This is a genomic window from Sphingobacteriaceae bacterium GW460-11-11-14-LB5 (assembly GCA_002151545.1).
Classification (GTDB): domain Bacteria; phylum Bacteroidota; class Bacteroidia; order Sphingobacteriales; family Sphingobacteriaceae; genus Pedobacter.
In genome coordinates, this window is sequence record CP021237.1 from 2,092,387 (window position 1) to 2,113,078 (window position 20,692).

The 20,692-nt window shown below is 39.7% G+C and carries 11 protein-coding genes; all 11 read left to right on the forward strand.

What is annotated here, in order from left to right; genetic code table 11:
- Positions 1 to 4: 4 nt before the first annotated feature.
- A complete protein-coding gene (locus tag CA265_08415; protein ARS39672.1) occupies positions 5 to 1,897 on the forward strand; it encodes a RagB/SusD family nutrient uptake outer membrane protein in 1,893 nt (630 codons plus the stop codon).
- Positions 1,898 to 2,034: 137 nt separating this feature from the next.
- On the forward strand, positions 2,035 to 2,934 hold the full coding sequence (locus CA265_08420) for a hypothetical protein (GenBank protein ARS39673.1): 900 nt from the start codon (positions 2,035 to 2,037) through the stop codon (positions 2,932 to 2,934).
- 780 nt (positions 2,935 to 3,714) lie between these two features.
- Complete coding sequence (locus CA265_08425; GenBank protein ID ARS39674.1) at positions 3,715 to 6,969, forward strand: hypothetical protein; 3,255 nt, start codon at positions 3,715 to 3,717, stop codon at positions 6,967 to 6,969.
- 14 nt (positions 6,970 to 6,983) lie between these two features.
- Complete coding sequence (locus CA265_08430; GenBank protein ID ARS39675.1) at positions 6,984 to 8,813, forward strand: hypothetical protein; 1,830 nt, start codon at positions 6,984 to 6,986, stop codon at positions 8,811 to 8,813.
- Between the two features lie 397 nt (positions 8,814 to 9,210).
- Entirely contained in the window at positions 9,211 to 10,866 is a 1,656-nt protein-coding gene (locus CA265_08435; protein ARS39676.1) for a polysaccharide lyase, read from the forward strand.
- A 1-nt stretch (position 10,867) separates the two neighbouring features.
- Positions 10,868 to 12,499: a polysaccharide lyase gene (locus CA265_08440; protein ID ARS39677.1), complete on the forward strand. Its 1,632-nt coding sequence runs from the start codon at positions 10,868 to 10,870 to the stop codon at positions 12,497 to 12,499.
- A 76-nt stretch (positions 12,500 to 12,575) separates the two neighbouring features.
- Positions 12,576 to 12,878 (forward strand): hypothetical protein, encoded by a 303-nt coding sequence (locus CA265_08445; protein ARS39678.1) that lies wholly within the window; start codon positions 12,576 to 12,578, stop codon positions 12,876 to 12,878.
- 166 nt (positions 12,879 to 13,044) lie between these two features.
- The gene (locus tag CA265_08450) at positions 13,045 to 16,206 is read left to right on the forward strand and encodes a pectate lyase (protein ID ARS39679.1); all 3,162 of its coding nucleotides are present in this window, start codon (positions 13,045 to 13,047) and stop codon (positions 16,204 to 16,206) included.
- Position 16,207: 1 nt separating this feature from the next.
- On the forward strand, positions 16,208 to 17,608 hold the full coding sequence (locus CA265_08455; GenBank protein ID ARS39680.1) for a glycoside hydrolase: 1,401 nt from the start codon (positions 16,208 to 16,210) through the stop codon (positions 17,606 to 17,608).
- Between the two features lie 119 nt (positions 17,609 to 17,727).
- Entirely contained in the window at positions 17,728 to 18,612 is an 885-nt protein-coding gene (locus CA265_08460; GenBank protein ID ARS39681.1) for an arabinosidase, read from the forward strand.
- A 167-nt stretch (positions 18,613 to 18,779) separates the two neighbouring features.
- Entirely contained in the window at positions 18,780 to 20,612 is a 1,833-nt protein-coding gene (locus CA265_08465; GenBank protein ID ARS39682.1) for a six-hairpin glycosidase, read from the forward strand.
- Positions 20,613 to 20,692: the final 80 nt, after the last annotated feature.

Genomic DNA, 20,692 nt, shown 5'->3' on the forward strand with positions numbered 1-20,692 from the left:
AGCAATGATTAGTCAAATAAAAAACAATATAAAAAAAGCAGTAGCTATTTTAACTTTAGCTGCACTTTTGCCCGCTTGTGTAAATAAAGATGAGTTTTTCTTATTGCCAGATACAGGCGGTATCGATCAGACCATATGGGATAATGAAGGTTCTGTACAGCTACACCTTAACAGGGTATATGATGTAGCTATGTATCAATTTCCCTTACAACTCACTCCTGATCGTTATGGTGTTCACTATGCCAGTGATGAAAATTATTTTCCTGATGGAGATGCTAATGCAAAAATGGCACTTGGTCTACAGGGTATTCTGGGCAATAACGATGTGAGGTATACCGGCAATACTTATGGCGGTAACCCTGGCCAGAATAAGTACTGGGATATTGCGAGATGTAATGATGCCATTACCAATCTTCCAAACAGTACCATGTTAACCCAAAAGAAAAATGAATTGCTCGGACAGTATTATGCGCTAAGAGCGATAACTTATTTCGAATTGGTTAAAGTTTATGGTGGTGTTCCACTTCCATTAACACCGCAGGGAGCTGACACTATTTATGATGAAGGTAGAAGGCCGGCTAGAGAGTGTTTTGCGGCAATATTGAGCGATTTAAATAACGCCATTGTCTTGTTAGATGGTTTTGCGCCAGGCGACGCTGACGGCAGAGGTAAGATCACTAAACTGATTGCCACCTGTTTAAAAGCAAAAGTGTTATTCTATTGGGCTAGTCCACAATTTAATCCGCTAAATGATGCAAAACATCCTTATCAGGCATCAAGATGGACTGATGCTTTAGCTGCTAACAAAGAAGCTTATGATATGTGCGTTTCAGCAGGAAAAAAATTAATGCCAAATTATCTAGATATTTTCCGTGTAGAAAGTGGGAATACTGAAGCGATTTTAGTTAGGACCTATTCAAATACAGTACCTAACAGAGGGAATGGAACTGAACAGCGGGTTAGACCAACTTCAGAAGGTGGAAGTACCGGCTTTCCAAATACATACTTTATGCCAACTACAAAAATGTTGGATGCCTACCCAATGAAAGATGGAAAACCATTAAATACCTCAACAGCTTTTCCTTATGATGCAACCATGTTCTGGCAAAATAGAGACCCGAGATTTGAAGCTACTTTTGCTACAAACGGATCGGCATATCCTTTAAGCGGGAACGCGAATAGAAAACAGTGGACTTACAACCTGGCCGTTGGGGAAAGCAGTGGAGTTGCGGTATATGTAAAGCGCTTCTCTACACCAGCTTTAACCGCAAGTGCTTCTGCTTACAATAGCTCTGTTGGTGGCGGAAGTGGTATGGATTGGATTGAATTGAGATTTGCAGAGGTAATGTTAAATTATGCCGATTGTTTGAATGAAACCGGAAATATTGCAGGTGCAAAAGATTTAGTGAGACAAATTCGTATAAGAGCTGGAGTAGTGGCAGGTGATGCAGATTACGGACTCGCTTTGGCTGGAAGCACGCCACAGTTGCGTAACTTAATTCTTAACGAAAGACAAATTGAATTCGCTTTCGAGAACAAACGTAATTCAGATTTGAGAAGATCCCGCACCATGCATTTGTTAACCGGGAACATGTCTAAATTGGAAGTCCAGTTAGTAAACCCTCCGGTAGGATCAGACCAAAAAGATAAAAAAGTGTTAGAAGATCCAACAGTTCCTGGCGGTACAACCGCATTTAGAGAAACTTTAAATATTAATGATAAAGCAGTTTATACCAAGTATTTTAAAAATGTTGTCATAACAAACACAACGTATTTACCATATAATATTCCTGAATTTCATTACTTCTACACCTTCCATAATGATTTTGTGAGTTTTGGTAATAAAATTCTTCCAACCATTGGATGGGCTGGTGGTTCGTTTGACCCACTAGATTAGTACTTAAAGCATAAATGTTTCAGTTGATCTGACTAAAAATTAAAATAATGAAAACTAGATATATAAATAAGTTACTCATCGGGTTATGCTTGATTCTTTTCGCTTCTTGCAAAAAAGAATCGGCGAACATTTTTAACATGTTCGATGATGTTACCGTAACTTTCAACAATAGCGATCCTCGTTGCGTAACCGATTACAAAGTAATTAACGACAAAGAAGAGGTATGGATTGATTTCACTATAAACTCGGCTAACGAGGATATGTATTCGTATGTATTTGAGGTTTCTTCAGGTACGGTTCAGGCTACACGTTATACAATAGCCATTACCGATCCTACTAAACGCAGAAGTTTTTCAGCCGTGATTAAACTTCCAAATAACACGCTTTTTCCTGCAGCTGCACTTCGTGATGGCAAACAAAGCTTTCGTATTTGTGCGTTAAATGAAAAGGGTGTGTACATTGGCGACGGATACAAAAAAGTAACAGTTGAGGTAAATCCGAGTTTTATGATTTACGCCAACAGGGATATTTATTTACCAGATACGGTTGCGAAATCTCTACCAAGCTTTTTATCACTTACTGATGCTACAGGTTTTAGTTATACAAATGCATCAGCCAATGCCGGAAAGATAGATTTTGGTATATATAGAAAGCCAGGATCAAATTCTACAGTTCAGACGCCAACCTGGGTAGTTAATTTATATTCCCTAAGCGTAGCTACTAATCCATTAACCGTTTACGATATTAGCGGCTTTAGTCCTAAAAGAGCGACTAAATTTAGTCAGCCTGTTACCGGACAAGCCAATGCATTTCTCACTACGGCAATTTCTGGCTCATCTATAGAAACTTTAGCTAAAGCAAGGGCAATTACTTTTAATGAAACTACTCAAGTTCTTCCGGCTAATGGTTTAGCGCCAGGTAATGCGGTGTTTTTCCTTACTCCGGAGGGTAAATATGGGATGTTATATGTTAATGTAGTTACTGCCGACTTGCAGAAAAGGCCTTACATTAATGTGAGCATCAAAGTTCAGCGATAAAGTGTTTTGTTCGGCGGTTGGTACCGCCATATATTTGGTTTGAAGAAAAAGGGAGCAGCGATTGCTTCCTTTTCTATTTAAGCCCATCACATTAATGAGCAGGTAATGCCATGCAGATTGCTGTTCTACCCTTGAGAAAAAAGAATTGTTAATAGCTCATCAAATAACACTTATGTTCTGGTGTTGGAGGCAATCTAAAGTAATAAACAGCACCATTTTTATGATCAAATTCAAAGGGACACCACTTATGTCCCTTTTTCTTTTGTAAATATTTTTTTACCAAAGCTTTAAAATAAGCGTCTAAACAACGTTTTTAACTTAAAAATCAGCTAAAATACTCTATACAAATACTTTTTATTTAAATATTAAATTTATATATGAATTTAATATTTACCTTGTATATCAGTTATCGTAATCAATTTAATTTGTTACAAGGATTTTTGCCGAATGATAATATACTACAATAGCTGGAGAAAATTATACATAAAATAGTGATATTTTGCGTGCAATTTTGAATTATAATATACTTTCTAACCAAAATAATTATCGAGATCAAAATAAAAAATGAGCCAAATCACCGCATATTATTTTCATTTTTTTTCCGGAAAGGCTGTAAGACCTGCTTTAATTTATAGTTCCGGAGGAAATAGAATTTAATAGAAAAAAATCCAACTCATTAACCCTCTCCATTTATAAAGTTTAAAATTTAGCGCAATAAAACCTTTGATTAAGGACGTATAAATCCTCAACCATTGAATTAAAAACTAACCAAATAATAAGATGAACTTAAAATTTTTACGCAAAATTTCTTTGTCCTTGCTCATGATCTTACTGGCAAGTACAATACTTTTTGCTCAAGACCGAAAGATTACAGGTAAGGTTGTAGATCAGGCCGATGGACAGGGAATTCCTGGAGTAAACGTAAGTCTGAAAGGTGTTCCAAGTAATGTGAGCACCAACTCTGATGGGGTTTATACCATACAGGTAAAATCAAATAGCGATGTACTGGTGTTTTCATACATCGGCTACGCCCGGCAAACCATCCCGGTAGGTACACAAACAACCATCAATGTAAAACTGGTTTCTGATAATCAAAATTTAGAAGAAGTAGTGGTTGTAGGTTATGGTACACAAAAGAAAGTTACCTTAACAGGTTCTGTATCAACAGCCGATATCAAGAAGGTAGAAGATGTACCGGCGTTAACTTTAAGTGCTGCCTTAAGAGGAACAGCACCCAACCTGAACATTTCTGGAGGTACACAAAGACCGGGGCAGGGAACAACCATTACCATCCGTAATCCGGTTGCGTTTGCCAAAGATGGTGGTCAGGGTACCAATCCGATTTTCGTAATTGATGATGTCATCAGAACGCAGGCAGATTTCGACCTGTTAGACCAAAACGTGGTAGAAAGTGTTTCTGTACTAAAAGATGCCGAAGCTGCAATTTTTGGGGTTTCAGGTGCAAACGGAGTAATTATTGTTCGCACGAAAAGAGGTAAAACGGGTGCGCCAAAAATTAATTTCAGTTCATCGGTAGGTTTTTCTGACGCCACTAAACTGCCAGATATGATGAGTGGTTTACAACTTGGTAATTTTGTGAATGATTATCTGGATGCAAGCGTTTATCAGCAAGTTACAGCTGGGGTAGTAAGGCAAAATACTTATATCAACCCGGCAGACGGATTTAAGGTTGTGGATGGCGTGACGACCACTAAAGAACCATTGTGGTATACGCCTGATGAGTTGGAATATTTTGGCAACCACAATAATAACTGGTTAAAAAATGCATTTCAAACTTCGAATATGTATCGTCAGGCCTTAAACATCAGTGGTGGTACCGATAAGGTGACTTATTTTGTGGGTGGCGATTACATTACCCAAAATTCAAATTTTAAAGGTGTTAATTCAAGTAAATATGGCTTAAGAGCAAGTATCGATGCTAAATTAGGTAAGGGATTAACGGTTTCGGCATCAATCAGTACTGATGTTAACCAGTCGAAAAGTTACTTCTACAAACTGAACAGCACCAGTGAGAGTTTAGACAATGACGTAGCAACCCTACAAAATGTTAATCCCTGGTCTGAATATTTTATTGATGGCAACCCTGTATTATTGGGCGCCAACGCGGGTGGTGGTTTAGAGAATGTGAACTTCTTCTTAATCCAAAATACCGACAATTTTACAAGCAGCAAAGCCTACGTAATGAACATGTTAGGTAAAATAACCTATCAAATACCAGGTGTAAAAGGTTTGACAGCTACATTTACTGCAAATAAAAACATCAACGCCAGCAATGGAAAGCAGTTTGGTACTACATTTAACTATTACAAATATGCTGGTTTAGGTTTAAACAGCCATATTCCAGGTGGTGCTTTATTGTCGGTGTCTTCGATCAAAAATGGCGATAGGATTCGTTTGAATCCGGTATTTAGCGAATCATATCAATTAAATGGTGGTTTTACTTACGACCGTACTTTTGGCAAACACAGCATATCTGCCACAGCTTTGCTAGAGCAGAGAGAATCGAATCAGGAAGGGGTATCAGCAATGGTTGAAGGTTTGGTTACCGGTGCATTACCTTATCAAACATTTGCAGTGGGTACACAAAGTTCAAATCAGGTAGGTTTGGTGAATCAGTTTGGTTTCCAATCCATTATTTCGCGTATTAACTACGATTACGACAATAAATACCTGTTACAATTGGTTTACCGTAGAGATGGTAGTTCGAGGTTTGCTCCAGGGCGTAACTGGGGTGGTTTCCCGGCTGCTTCTGCCGGATGGGTGGCATCGCAGGAAAAATTCTTTAAAGACCATGTTAAATTTATGGACCTCTTAAAGTTTAGGGTTTCAGTTGGTTTAACAGGTACAGATAATACTAAACCTTATCAATACCTGGCATCGTACAATGTGGGTACCGGGAATAATGGTGGTGCTGTGTTTAATAATGGCGACAGAACCATCGGTGTGAAAACAAATATTGCCATTCCTAACGAAATGGTTGTTTGGGATCATTCATTAAAAACCAATTATGGTGTGGATATGGCTTTCTTAAACAACAGATTAACGGCTACGGCAGAGTATTTCTGGAGCCATAATTATGATATGTTAACCACATTATCTTCTTCTGTACCGGCCGTTATTGGTGCAGCTGTTCCGACAGAAAACTTTGGTATTGTAAATACTTTTGGTTACGAACTAAGTTTAACCTGGAAAGATAAAATTGGCGAAAATTTTAGCTATAGTTTCTCTCCGTTTTACACCTGGAATGATAATAAATACATCAGGTATGATTTGGCATCAGGAAAGATTGGTACGCTTGAAGACCTAACTGGTCAATCAAATGATCCGGGTTATTTCGGATACAAATCTTTAGGTATCATCAGAACACAGGATGAGGCTAATGCTATTATTGCACAGCGTATTAATGGATCGGCTGTTGGAAATGACGCTAAAAAAGTTAAAATATTAGATAATGTTTTACAACCGGGAATGATCAATTATGAAGATGTAAACGGCGATGGCGTGATCAGCGTTGCGGATAAGCAATATATTACCAACCGCCAAACCAACCATAATTACTTGGGCCTAAATTTTAACGTAGGTTATAAAGGCCTTAGTCTTAACGTTGTTGGAGGTTTATCATGGGGTGGTTATACCAGTATTGGTGGTTTAAAACCTAGCGGAACAAGTCCTTCTATTTATGGAAACAGGGCCTCATACTGGGCAGATCACTGGACCAAAACAAATACCAATGCCGCTTATCCTAACCCTTATTTTACCAGCGCATTCGAAGAAAGTGATTTTTGGTTGGTATCGGCCACGCAATTGGGGATTACCAATGCCAATTTGAGTTATTCAATACCGGCTACTTTAACCCAAAAAGTAGGTATAAACAGCATTAGGGTATTTGCACAGGCAACCAATCCGGTTCAGTTTATTAATCCATTTCCAGATAACTATAGAGATTTTCTTTCTCCGGTGGGTACCTATCCAACACTAAGAACAATTTCTTTTGGTATAAATGTTGGCTTATAATTACAAGAAATATCATGAAAAAATTAATCATATTAATCGCAATTTCTGCCTCACTTACTATGCTCTTCAGCAACTGTAAAAAGGTATTGGAAAAACAAGATTTGGGCAACTTTGTTGCGGAACAAATTTATAATGATTCGGTTACTGCAACTTTAAGCATGAACTATATTTACGGACAAAATCAGCCCTCATGGTTTGGTAATGTAGGTGGCTTAAGCGGCTCGGTAAATTCATTGTCTGATGAGCAATACGGAGATAACGTTTTTGTAAAAGGTACAGCAACCATCGAGTCGGTTACCGATTTAGGAAATTTGAATACTGCCGGTAACTATGTAAAAATCAGGTCTATTAATATGTTCATCAGAGACATAAACAATGGCACCTTGTCGGCTGGAACTAAAAGACGATTTAATGCACAGGCTACATTCTGGCGGGCGTTTAGGTACTTCGAACTGGTTAAACTCTATGGAGGGGTGCCCATTGTGCTTACCCCACTGGATGCGGTAGGCGATGAGGCGAAAAAAGCTGCATTATTACCTAGAAATACAACTTCTGAAACTTTTGCTCAAATTATTAGAGATTTAGATACCTGCATTAAGTATTTACCAACCAAATGGACGAGCAATGCAGATTATGGCCGTATTACCAAAGGTGCAGCATTGGCTTATAAAGGTAAAGTATTGATGTATTGGGCAAGCCCGGAATTTAATCCTACGAATGATCAGACAAGGTGGAAAGCTGCTTACGATGCCAATGTGCTGGCCGTAGAAAATCTTTCAACCAACGGATTTGGTTTATATTCAAAATTTGATGTCACCATGTGGACAACCGAAGGAAGTAAATCAGGCAGTACCCCACAAAACCCGGAAGCGGTGTTAACCACTCAATATAATATGGCTACAACTGATTTGGCTCAAAACAATAATACGTATCCAAATGCAACGGTGCCAAAATATATCGGAACTACTGGTGGGTCTAATTTGCCGACTTACGACATGGCTTTGGCTTTCCCGATGAAAGATGGTAAAGATGCAGGTACTTCGACCAAATACCCTTACACTTTAGCCACTTTTTACAAAGACCGCGATCCGAGGTTCGATCAGACAATTGCTTATAATGGTGCAAATTGGCCATTAAATGCCAATCCGAATTATCGTTTATGGACTTATAATTACACTAAAGGCTCTACAACGCTTAGTACAGAATCACAGGCAACTGCCAGCGGTTTTTACTTAAGAAAAGGTATCGATCCGGCATTAACAACCAGTAATTTTATTTATGCCGGTACCGATTGGATCGAAATGCGTTATGCGGAAGTATTGTTGAATTTAGCAGAATGTGCGGCTGAGATTGGTAATGTAGGTCAGAGTCAGGAAGCTTATGCGAACCTGATCGCGATCAGAAAACGTGCAGGTATTGAGGCCGGAACAGACGGACTTTATGGCTTAACTGCCGGAATGAGCGGTGCTCAACTGGTAACGGCCATTATGCGCGAAAGAAGAATTGAGCTGGCTTTTGAGGGGAAACGTTTCTGGGATTTAAGAAGAAGAAAATTACTGGAAACAACATTGAATGGAAAAAGAAGGTTGGCCATTAATATTGCACTGAAAAACACGGGCACAGGAACGGATTATATCCTGAGCACCAGAGATGCAGCTGCAGCCACAAACCTGGATGCTTTTTATGCCACCAACTTTACAGTGACAACAAAGGCACTGGATACCTATGATATTGCTTACCAGGCTGGCGTATACTTTTTTGGCATTCCAACCGCGTCTATTCAAAACAATGTAAACCTCCAGCAAAACAATACCTGGGGTGGCGCGTTCGATCCATTTAAATAATTGAGCTAAGATCTTTGGGGTGGTTTGCTCACTGCCCCGGTTTTTTTTATTTGGTTTTTGAAAAAAGGGAACATTAATTTGTTTCCTTTTTTTTTATTTAAGAATGTTACATTTATATATGAATTTTATTCCTATCTTGTAACATGGCTGCGAGAATGAATTTAATTTGTTACAGGCATTTTTGCCAATTGATAAGATGGTACAATAGCTAGCCAAAATTATACATTAAATAGCCGCTTTTTGCGTGCAAATTTGAAAGATAATATACTTTCTAACCAAAATTATTTACAAGGATAGACAAAGAAATGAGCCACGATTTTAAATATTATAGATTAGATTTTTTCTGCTGATCAAAAATATTCCGTAACTTCTTTCTCTTCCCAACGAGCAAACACAAATGAAAAAGAACTTTTTAAATCTGTTGTGTACAACGGCATTAATTTTCTCCGCAAATTATACATTTGCCCAATACCCGAATATTCCGGCCGACATCAAAAAATCTTCTGATTCGATGATGAAAGAAGCTTATCACCAGTCGGATATAGCCTGGGAAAAAGCCAAGCCTATTATGGCCAAAGAAGCTGCTGAAGGTAAGCCGTATATTCCATGGGCTGGCCGGCCAACTGACCTCCCTCAGTCTAAACTCCTGGCATTTCCAGGTGCTGAAGGTGGAGGTGCATACAGCTTTGGTGGTCATGGCGGTAGGGTAATTGTCGTTAAAAATTTAAACGATAGGGGTCCGGGCTCTTTGCGTGATGCCTGCGAACAAGGTGGAGCAAGAATTGTTGTTTTCAATGTTGCCGGTATCATCAGACTGAAAACGCCATTGATCATCCGTGCCCCATACATTACCATTGCTGGTCAAACCGCACCGGGTGACGGTGTGTGTGTAGCTGGCGAATCGGTTTGGTTAAATACCCACGATGTTATTGTTCGCTTCATGCGTTTTAGAAGAGGTGAAACTTTTGTGGGCCGTCGCGATGATGCCATTGGTGGAAATCCGGTTGGAAACATCATGATTGATCACGTTTCGGCAAGTTGGGGTTTGGATGAAAATATGTCGATGTACCGCCACATGTACAATGATAGCACAGGTAAAACCGAAGAAAAACTGGGAACAGTTAATATCACCATACAAAACTCTATTTTCTCGGAAGCCTTAGATTACTGGAACCATGCTTTTGGCAGTACTTTAGGTGGCGAAAATTGTGCTTTTGTACGTAACCTTTGGGCTGATAACGGCGCCCGTAACCCATCAATCGGCTGGAATGGTATATTTAACTTCGCCAATAACGTGGTGTTCAACTGGAATAACCGCTCTACCGATGGTGGCGATTATACGGCACAATATAACATCATCAACAACTATTATAAACCAGGACCGGTTACCGAATTAAAAGATCCGATCAGTTACCGGATTTTGAAACCAGAATCAGGCCGTAGTAAATTACCTTACGTGGTGTTCGGCCGTGCCTATGTTGCCGGAAATATTATTGATGGTAATGAGCGGGTAACCAAAAATAACTGGGATGGAGGCGTACAGATGGAAGATAAAAAAGGAAATTTAATGTCTTTGGAAACAGCTGGTAAATACTTTCCTGCAATGAAAGCCAAAGATCCGTTCCCAATGCCTAAAATCAGTATCATACCAACTTTACAGGCTAAAGAATATGTATTGGCAAATGCCGGCGCAACCTTACCAAAAAGAGATCCGGTTGATACACGTGTCGTGAAACAAGTGGCTACCGGAAAAATTGAAGTTTATCCGAACGCTAAACCATCTGCTTTCCAGTTCGAACACCGCAGGTTACCAGGCGATTCTTATAAACAAGGTATCATTACAGAGGTTTCACAAGTTGGAGGTTATCCGGAATACAAAGGAACGCCTTACAAAGATTCAGACGATGATGGTATGCCAGACGCGTATGAACTTAAAAACGGCTTGAATCCTAAGGATGCATCTGATGCTGCGAAAATTACCAAAAGCGGTTATTCAAACATCGAAGTATATTTAAATAGTGTTGTTCCTGTTTCAATTGTAAAACCTAATTAATATGCGTACCTGGAATTCAATTTTTAGCATAATTGCTTTATGCGGTATAGGAAATGTAGCTTTTTCGCAATATCCGGTTATCCCTGAAGCAATGGAAAAGAAAGCCGATTCACTTTTGAAAAGTATCGAAGAAAAATCAGAACTTCAGTTTTTAAAAGTTAAACATATTGTTGATGAAGAGGCAAAACATGGTAAACCTTATATTCCATGGGCGGCTAAACCAGGCGATTTGCCACAAGCGAAAACCGTAGCCTTTCCTGGTGCTGAAGGTGGTGGCGCATACTCGTTCGGAGGCAGAGGAGGAAAAGTTTATGTGGTCACCAGTCTGGAAGATTCAGGCAAGGGAACACTGCGTGAAGCCTGCGAACAAGGCGGAGCGAGAATTATTGTTTTCAACGTTTCGGGCATCATCAGATTAAAAACACCACTGATTATTCGGGCACCTTATATTACCATTGCCGGTCAAAGTGCACCAGGCGATGGTGTGTGTGTGGCTGGCGAATCGGTATGGATTAATACACATGATGTGGTGATCCGTTATATGCGTTTCCGCCGTGGCCAGACAGATGTAACACGAAGAGATGATGCCATTGGTGGTAATCCCGTTGGTAATATCATCATCGACCATGTTTCGGCGAGCTGGGGATTGGACGAAAACATGTCTATTTATCGTCATGTTTATGATAAAGAAGACGGTTCTAAGCCAGAGAAATTACCTACAGTAAACGTTACCATTCAAAATTCAATTTTTTCTGAAGCCTTAGATACCTATAACCATGCTTTCGGAAGTACCATTGGAGGTTTAAATTCAACTTTCATGCGTAATCTTTGGGCCTCAAATATCAGTCGCAACCCATCCGTAGGTATGTACGGCGATTTTGGTTTTGCCAATAACGTGATTTTTAACTGGTGGAACAGAAGTGCCGATGGTGGCGATAATGCTTCTTTATACAGTTTCATTAATAATTATTACAAACCAGGACCCATTACGCCTGCAGGAGAACCGATTTCTTATCGTATCTTGAAGCCAGAATCGGGTAGGGATAAAAAGTTTTCGAATGAATTTGGCCGCGCTTATGTAACCGGAAATATTATTGAAGGAAATGAAAAAGTAACCAAAAACAACTGGGATGGCGGCGTTCAGCCTGAAAGCAAAAGAGATAAACAAAAACTACTGGATTCGATGAAAGTAGATAAACCATTACCTATGGCCAAAATTTCAATCATCGACACCAAAAAAGCTTACGATTATGTGCTGGCTAATGCAGGTGCATCTTTACCGGTTCGCGATGCGGTAGATCAACGTATCATCAAACAGGTTACCACCGGTAAGATTGAGCATGTAGAAGACGGAAAACTTCCTGCTAAACAAAGTTATGTAAAACGTCGTTTACCTGCCGATTCTTATAAACAAGGCATTATTTCAGATATCGCACAAGTTGGCGGTTACCCTGAATATAAAGGAAAACCCTATCTGGATAGTGATCATGATGGTATTCCAGATGCCTGGGAAATCAAAAACGGACTTAATCCTAAAGATGCCAAGGATGCTACAAAGCTATCGAAATCAGGTGATGCCAATATCGAAGTGTACTTGAATAGTTTGGTTGATATTAATAAAGTGAGACCGTAGAAAATTCTTGTATATGCTGTCATTCTGAACGCAGTGAAGAATCTGCAAGCGATGAAACGTAGCTTTTAAATATAATATGGACCATAATTACTTTGTCTACATCTTAACAAACAAGAACAGAACTGTTTTGTACACAGGCGTAACAAATGACTTAGAGGTTAGACTTAAACAACACGTAGAGAATAGAGAAAATAAATTTGCTTTTACTTTTAAGTACAATTGCCACTATTTAATTTTTTTTGAAAGATATCAGTTCGTTGAGCAGACAATTGAAAGAGAAAAAGAAATTAAGGGCTGGACTAGGAAAAAGAAAAATGAGTTGATTGAATTTTTTAATCCAAAGTGGAGATTTTTGAATGAAGAGATAATTGAAAGATAAAAACCTAATCAAATAGCATTGTGACTCTGAATGTAGTGAAGAATATGCATGCTGTGAAAACAAAACGTTAATAAAACTACTGCCAAGGCTGGAGGAGAATAGGCAAGGACAGTAGACCATAGGTTGCAGATGCTTCGTGCCTCAGCATGACAAATAAAAAACATTAATGCCAAAAACTAACCACATATTAAAAGTTTTACAACTAAAAACCTTACCGTTTTTGGTAATGGCGCTTTTGGCGGCTAACTTTTCTTTCGCACAAAAGACAAAACCTGTTGAGCCACCAAAGCCAATTTTTAAAGGAAAAGATGGCAAAATGGCGTATACGCCCGATGCAGAAGGAAACCGCATTCCCGATTTTTCATATGCAGGTTACATGGCTGGTGAAATAGCCATTCCTAATGCCACAATAAAAGTTGTGGTTCCTGTTTCAAAAGGCGATGCCACCCTAAGGATTCAATCAGCCATTAATTACGTGGCTAAATTACCGATCGGAAAAGATGGTTTACGTGGTGCGGTTTTACTGGAAAAAGGGACTTACGAAGTCGCTGGAACATTACGGTTATCAGCTTCCGGCGTAGTTCTTCGTGGAAGTGGAATGGGCGAAAACGGCACAAAAATTTTCGCTACAGGCTTAGATCGTATTGGTGTGATCAGAATTTTGGGTCAAAAGAATAAGGTGGAGGAACAAGCGATAGCCCTTACTGATACTTATGTGCCTGTAAATGCAAATAAAATTACCTTAGCGAATACAAATGGATTAAAAATTGGCGATCAGATCCTCATTCATCGCCCATCAACCAAAGAATGGATCGAAACCCTTAAAACTGTCGAGTTTGGCGGTGGTGAAAGTGCTTTAGGCTGGAAACCAGGAACAAGGGATATTCATTGGGATAGAAAAATCACTGCCATAAACGGCAATACAATCACTTTCGATGCGCCAATTACAACAGCCTTAGATTCCAGGTTTGGTGGTGCAACCCTTTCAAAATACAAATGGGCGGGCAGAATTGCGCAATCGGGTGTTGAAAATTTAAAAATCGAATCCGATTACCATAAAGAAAATACTAAAGACGAGTACCACCGCTGGACAGCCATTTGTTTAGAGAATGTGCAGGATGCCTGGGTTCGTCAGGTTGTTTTTGAACATTTTGCAGGTTCTGCTGTAAATGTTTTGGAGACTTCAAAAAGGATTACTGTTGAAGATTGTAAATCATTGGCCCCAATTTCTGAAATTGGTGGTGAACGCCGGTTTACATTTTTAACCACAGGATCACAGACCCTTTTCCAAAGGTTATATTCAGAATATGGCTACCATGATTTTGCGGTAGGCTTTTGTGCACCCGGACCAAATGCTTTTGTGCAATGCCAGTCGTATTTGCCTTTTAGTTTTAGTGGTGCAATTGATAGCTGGGCATCAGGTGTGTTGTTCGATATCGTAAATATTGATGGACAGGCCTTAAGTTATTTAAACCGCGGACAAGATGGCCAGGGGGCAGGGTGGAGCGCTGCAAACAGTGTATTCTGGCAGTGTAGTGCAGCCAGGGTTGATAATTTTCAACCCCCGACAGCTCAAAACTGGGCTTTTGGAACCTGGTCGCAATTTGCCGGGAATGGTTATTGGGATATGTCTAACGAACAAATTCAACCGAGAAGTTTATATTACGCGCAGTTAAAAGATAGATTAGGTAATGAAGCCGATAAAAGGAATTTCGTTCTTCCGGTAGAAACCGAAGCATCAAGTAGCCCACCTGTTGATGTAGCGCTAAAACTAACCAAGCTGGCCTATAAACCTGCATTAACCGTTTCAGAATATATTGATGCTGCATCTGAAAGAAATAAAATTCCAACGGATGCTGGTTCAGAAAAAAGTATCGATAAAATCGGCTTGGATAAAGTTATTCAACCAACACTTGCCAGCGCCATGACCATCAAAAAAGGTTGGTTGGTTCGCGGCAATGAACTTGTGGTGGGGAATCGCCAGGATGTGCCCTGGTGGAATGGAAGTGCGCGTCCTTACGGTTTAAAAAACACAAAATTTCATATTACGCGTTTTGTACCCGGACGTTCAGGAAATGGCTTAACAGACGATTTGGATTCGATTACGGATGCCATGAAAAGCGGTTCGGTAAAAGTACTCGATCACAATTATGGCCTTTGGTACGACAGAAGAAGAGATGATCACGAACGTATCCGCCGTATGGATGGCGAAGTTTGGGCACCATTTTACGAATTGCCATTTGCCCGAAGCGGACAGGATAAAGCCTGGGATGGTTTAAGCAAATACGACATCACGAAGTATAATCTTTGGTATTGGGATAGGTTAAAACAATTTGCCAATCTGGCCGACCAGAAAGGCCTGGTTTTAATCCATGAAAATTATTTTCAGCACAATATTATCGAAGCTGGTGCACATTATGCTGATTTTCCCTGGCGTACGGCAAACAACATCAACAATACAGGTTTCCCCGAACCAGTTCCATATGCCGGTGATAAACGTATTTTTATGGCCGAGCAGTTTTACGATATCACAAACGAGCACCGTAAGGCAATCCATAAGGCTTACATCAGAAAATGCCTGGAGAATTTCAATGGAAATACAGGTGTTATTCAGTTAATTGGTGCAGAGTTTACCGGTCCCTTACATTTTGTACAATTCTGGATCGACACCATAAAAGAGTGGGAAAAAGAAACAGGCAAACATCCCATCATCGGTTTAAGTGTAACCAAAGATGTTCAGGATGCCATTTTAGCTGATCCTAATCGTGCCAATGTTGTCGATTTAATCGATATCAGGTACTGGCATTACCAGGCCGATGGAACAGCTTATGCACCACAAGGTGGCTTAAGTTTAGCCCCCCGTCAGCATGCACGTTTGTTAAAACCTAAGAAAACATCTTTCGAAGAAGTTTACCATGCCGTTTCCGAATATAAAAACAAATTCCCTGAAAAGGCTGTGATTTATTCGGGCGATAGCTTTGATAGCTTCGGATGGGCGATTTTAATGGCAGGCGGTTCACTATCAAATATCAATGAAATAGATCAGTCGGTTCTAAATGCCGCTTCTTCAATGAAAGCATTTCTTCCGGCAGGTAAATCAGCTAAACAATACGGACTGGAAAATGCAGGCAAAGCTTACATTTTATACAATGCTTCAGCAGATGCGATTAATCTTGATTTAAGTAAGATCACAGGAAAATTCAATGTAAAAGTGCTGAACACCCGAACCGGTAAAATGCTTAAAGAAGAAAAAATTAATGCTGGCGCCATTGTAAAGTTGAATAAAGTAGCTTCAGGCGACGAGGTACTCATCATCAATAAAATTTAACATGAACATTAAATCTAAAATATTTCTGCTTGTTATGGTTTCTTGCCTCGCTTTGGCTTGCAAGAAGAAACCTCATTTTGGGGATAAAAGCCTTCTGATTTCTGAAAATGGAAGATATTTAACCACTGGCGATGGCAAACCATTCTTTTGGCTCGGCGATACAGGCTGGTTGTTATTTGGCAGATTGACAAGAGAAGAGGCAAATACTTACCTGGAAGACCGTAAACAAAAGGGATTCAATGTAATCCAGGTGATGCTATTGCACGATGTGCCATCGAGAAATATCTATTTGGATTCATCGCTTGTGCATGCAGACGTTTCAAAACCGATGCTTACACCAGGCAATAACCCGAAAGATTCTTTGGCTTATGATTATTGGGATCATGTAGATTATATCGTTGATAAAGCAGCTGAAAAAGGGCTTTACATGGCCCTGGTTCCGGTTTGGGGTACCAATGTTAAAAATGGAAAAGTTAAAAAAGATCAGGCAAAGGTTTATTCCGAATTTTTGGCTAAACGTTATAAAGAAAAATGGAATATTATCTGGCTCAATGGTGGTGATATTAAAGGTAGCGACAAAAAAGAAGTTTGGAATACCATTGGTGAAACGCTAAGGGCGAATGACCCGAATCATTTAATTACTTTCCATCCAAGGGGGCGTACGGCTTCTTCGCAATGGTTCCAGCAAGCTAAATGGTGCGATTTCGACATGGTACAGTCAGGTCATCGCCGTTACGATCAGGATACATCTAAAAACGAGAAATTACATTATGGAGAAGATAACTGGAAATACATTGAAGCCGATTATAAACTGAAACCAACCAAACCGACTATTGATGGCGAACCTTCATACGAAGACATTCCACAAGGTTTGCACGATACCAGCCAGCCACGCTGGACAGATAGCGATGTAAGAAGATATGGTTACTGGTCGGTTTTTGCAGGTGCTTTCGGTTACACCTATGGCCATAATTCGGTGATGCAGATGTACAAAAAAACAGATCTAAAACCTGCTTATGGTCCAAAAGATCAATGGATAACGGCAATAAATGCTCCCGGAGCAAAACAAATGCAATACCTGAAAGATTTAATGCTTTCGCATTCCTATTTCGACCGTGTACCTGATCAGACTTTAATAGCTGGAAAGAACGGCGAAAAATACGAGCGGGTTATCGCCACAAGAGGTGAAGAATTTGCACTGCTTTATACTTATACCGGAAAAAATTTCAGCGTTCAGTTAGGTAAAACCGATGGCGATGATGTAAAGGCATCGTGGTTTGACCCAAGAACAGGAAAAACTACCGCAATAGGAGAATTTGAAAATAAAGGAATAAAAGAATTTAACCCACCAGGCGAACCTGCAAATGGTAATGATTGGGTTTTGATGTTGGAGAAGATATAGGAGAAGCGTGTAGCGGAAGGCGTATGGCGTTAGGCCAAAGCAAGATCAATAAAGAATAAAAATAACTAAAGAAAAGAGTGTTTAAAACAAAGTCCATATCATTTTTTCGCTTAGCTATAATGGGCTGGCTGTTTTGTGGATTAACATCCTGTACAAAACAAGCTTACCTGTTTACGTCTTTTCATGAGCCGGCAAACGAAGGATTAAGGCTTTTATACAGCTACGATGCTTACCATTGGACAGATTTAAATAAAACATTTTTAAAACCTGAAGTTGGAACGCAAAAAGTTTTACGCGATCCCTCCATCGTACAAGGGCCAGACGGTACTTTTCATTTGGTTTGGACCTGTAGCTGGAAAGGTGATAAAGGTTTTGGTTATGCCAGTTCAAAAGATCTGATCAACTGGAGCGAGCAGAAGTTCCTTCCAGTAATGGAAAGCGAACCCAAGACGGTAAATGTTTGGGCACCTGAAATTTTTTATGATAATGAAAAAGGAGAATATGTAATCATCTGGGCTTCAACCATACCATTCCGCTTTGCTAAAGGAATAGAAGAGGAAGAAAACAATCACCGGATGTACAGCATTACCACAAAAGATTTTATAAGCTTCTCGAAACCGAAATTATTTCTTGATCCTGGTTTTAGTGTTATTGATGCGGTTATTCTAAAACGCGCTAGCAAAGATTATGTGTTGGTTTTGAAAGATAATACACGCCCGAACAGAAATTTAAAAGTGGCTTTTGCAAAAGATGCTTTAGGACCTTACGAAAACGTTTCAGAAACTTTTAGTCCGAAATTAACCGAAGGACCAACGGTAGTCAAAGTTGGGAAGGATTGGCTGATTTATTTTGATGCTTACGGGCAGAAAATTTACTCGGCTTATAAAACGGCCGATTTTAAAACTTTTAAGGATGTGACATCGGAGGTTTCGATTCCCGAAGGACACAAACATGGAACGATTATAAAAGTAAAAAGGAAAGTGATTGAGAATTTATTGAAGTAATAAACGAGCCGTCATGGCGAACTGAAGCAAGGGAACGAGCGAGCGCGTGAAGCAATCTATTGAGCAAAAAAGATTGTTTCGTTCCGATAAAGGATCGGAAACTCGCAATGACGACTTAGCGAATAAAAGACTTTAATTCTTAGTGCCTTTGTGGTAAAAAACATAACATGAATACATTTAAAATACTTTGTTTAACCCTGCCATTTACACTTGCGCTATTAACTTCGCAGGCACAGGATACCGTACGTTACACGGGTAAAACTTTGGTTAATGCAGATTATCACCATGGCCAACTTTCGCCGGTAATGGGTGTGCACAGCATTCAAACTTTCCGTGCAAACAGAGAACATCCGGAACTGGCTGAAAACTTCGGCTGGACCTACAACCACGCGCCAATGCTGGCTTATTGGAACAACAAATTTTACATCGAATATTTAAGTGATAAAGTTGGCGAGAGCATTCCGCCAGGACAAACATTAGTGCAATCATCAAAAGATGGCTACACCTGGACCAAACCTGATGTCGTATTTCCAATTTACCGAATCCCGGATGGAACAACAAAGGAGGGAAGAACGGATGTGGCAAAAGATTTAGATGCCGTGATGCATCAGCGCATGGGCTTTTATGTTTCCACTAAAAATGTGTTTTTGGTTTTGGGTTTTTACGCCATCAGTTTCGATGCTAAAGACGATCCCAACGATGGTCATGGAATTGGCAGGGCCGTAAGAGAAATTCAAGCCGATGGAAAATACGGTCCGATTTATTTCATTCATTACAATCCCGGATATTCAGAGAAAAATACGAAGTATCCATTATACACTAAGAGTAAAAGTAAAGCTTTTGTTGAAGCTTGTAATGAGTTATTGGCAAATAAGTTAATGACACAGCAATGGAATGAGGAAGCAGATCGGAACGATCCTTTAATCACTTTGCAAAAACAATATAAAGCATTCAGTTACTATCATCTACCCGACGGAAGAGTGGTGGGTTTATGGAAAAATGCCTTAACAGCAATTAGCAATGATAATGGCAAAAGCTGGCCGGAAAATGCATCGCGTGCTCCAGGCTTTGTGAACAGTAATGCCAAAATCTGGGGGCAAAAAACTTCAGACGGAAATTATGCAACGGTTTATAATCCATCAGAATACCGGTGGCCTTTAGCCATTTCGACCAGTAAAAATGGTTTAGATTATACGAATCTTTTATTGGTAAATGGCGAGATCACACCCATGCGTTATGGCGGTAATTACAAATCTTATGGTCCGCAATATGTACGCGGTATCGAAGAAGGTAACGGGAAACCTGCTGATGGTAAATTATGGGTAACCTACAGTATGAACAAGGAAGATATCTGGGTTTCTTCAGTTCCTGTGCCCGTGAATGATCAAGCTACGCAGCACGTAAATGATGATTTTGAAAAGCTACCTAAAGGAAAAGCACTCGAAATGTGGAATATTTACAGTCCGCTTTGGGCGCCAGTTAAAGTTGAAGATGGAACTTTGGTTTTAAAGGATAAAGACCCCTTTGACTATGCAAAAGCAGAACGGATATTCCCGGCATCTAAAAAAATCATGACCTTGTTTTCGGTTACACCAAAGCAAAATAATTTCGGTTTACTCGAAATCGAATTGCAAGATGCTAAAGGAATGGCTACAGTTCGCCTGACTTTTGATACTGCTGGTGTATTAAGTGCAAAGGCTGGTGCCCGTTATAAAAACTTCATGAAATATGAGGCTGGAAAAAGCTATGATATCAAATTGAAACTCGATGCACATACCCGGTTTTACACCATTACCGTAAATGGAAAAGAGGTTTTAACGAGTCTGGCTTTTCAGCCGGTAACCGGTGTTTCGCGAATTGTTTTCCGTACAGGAGATGTTCGCCGTTTTCCAGATGTAGATACCCCGGCTGATCAAGCTTACGATTTGAAAAATGCAGGAGAATCTGAGAAAAACGAGGCTGTATATTCAATTAAATATTTAAAAACGGAGGGATTTTAGGATGGTTGAATTTTTAAGATATATCGTCATTGCGAGCTTTCGATTTTTCATCGAAGCGAAGCAATCTTTTCAAAAGGCTG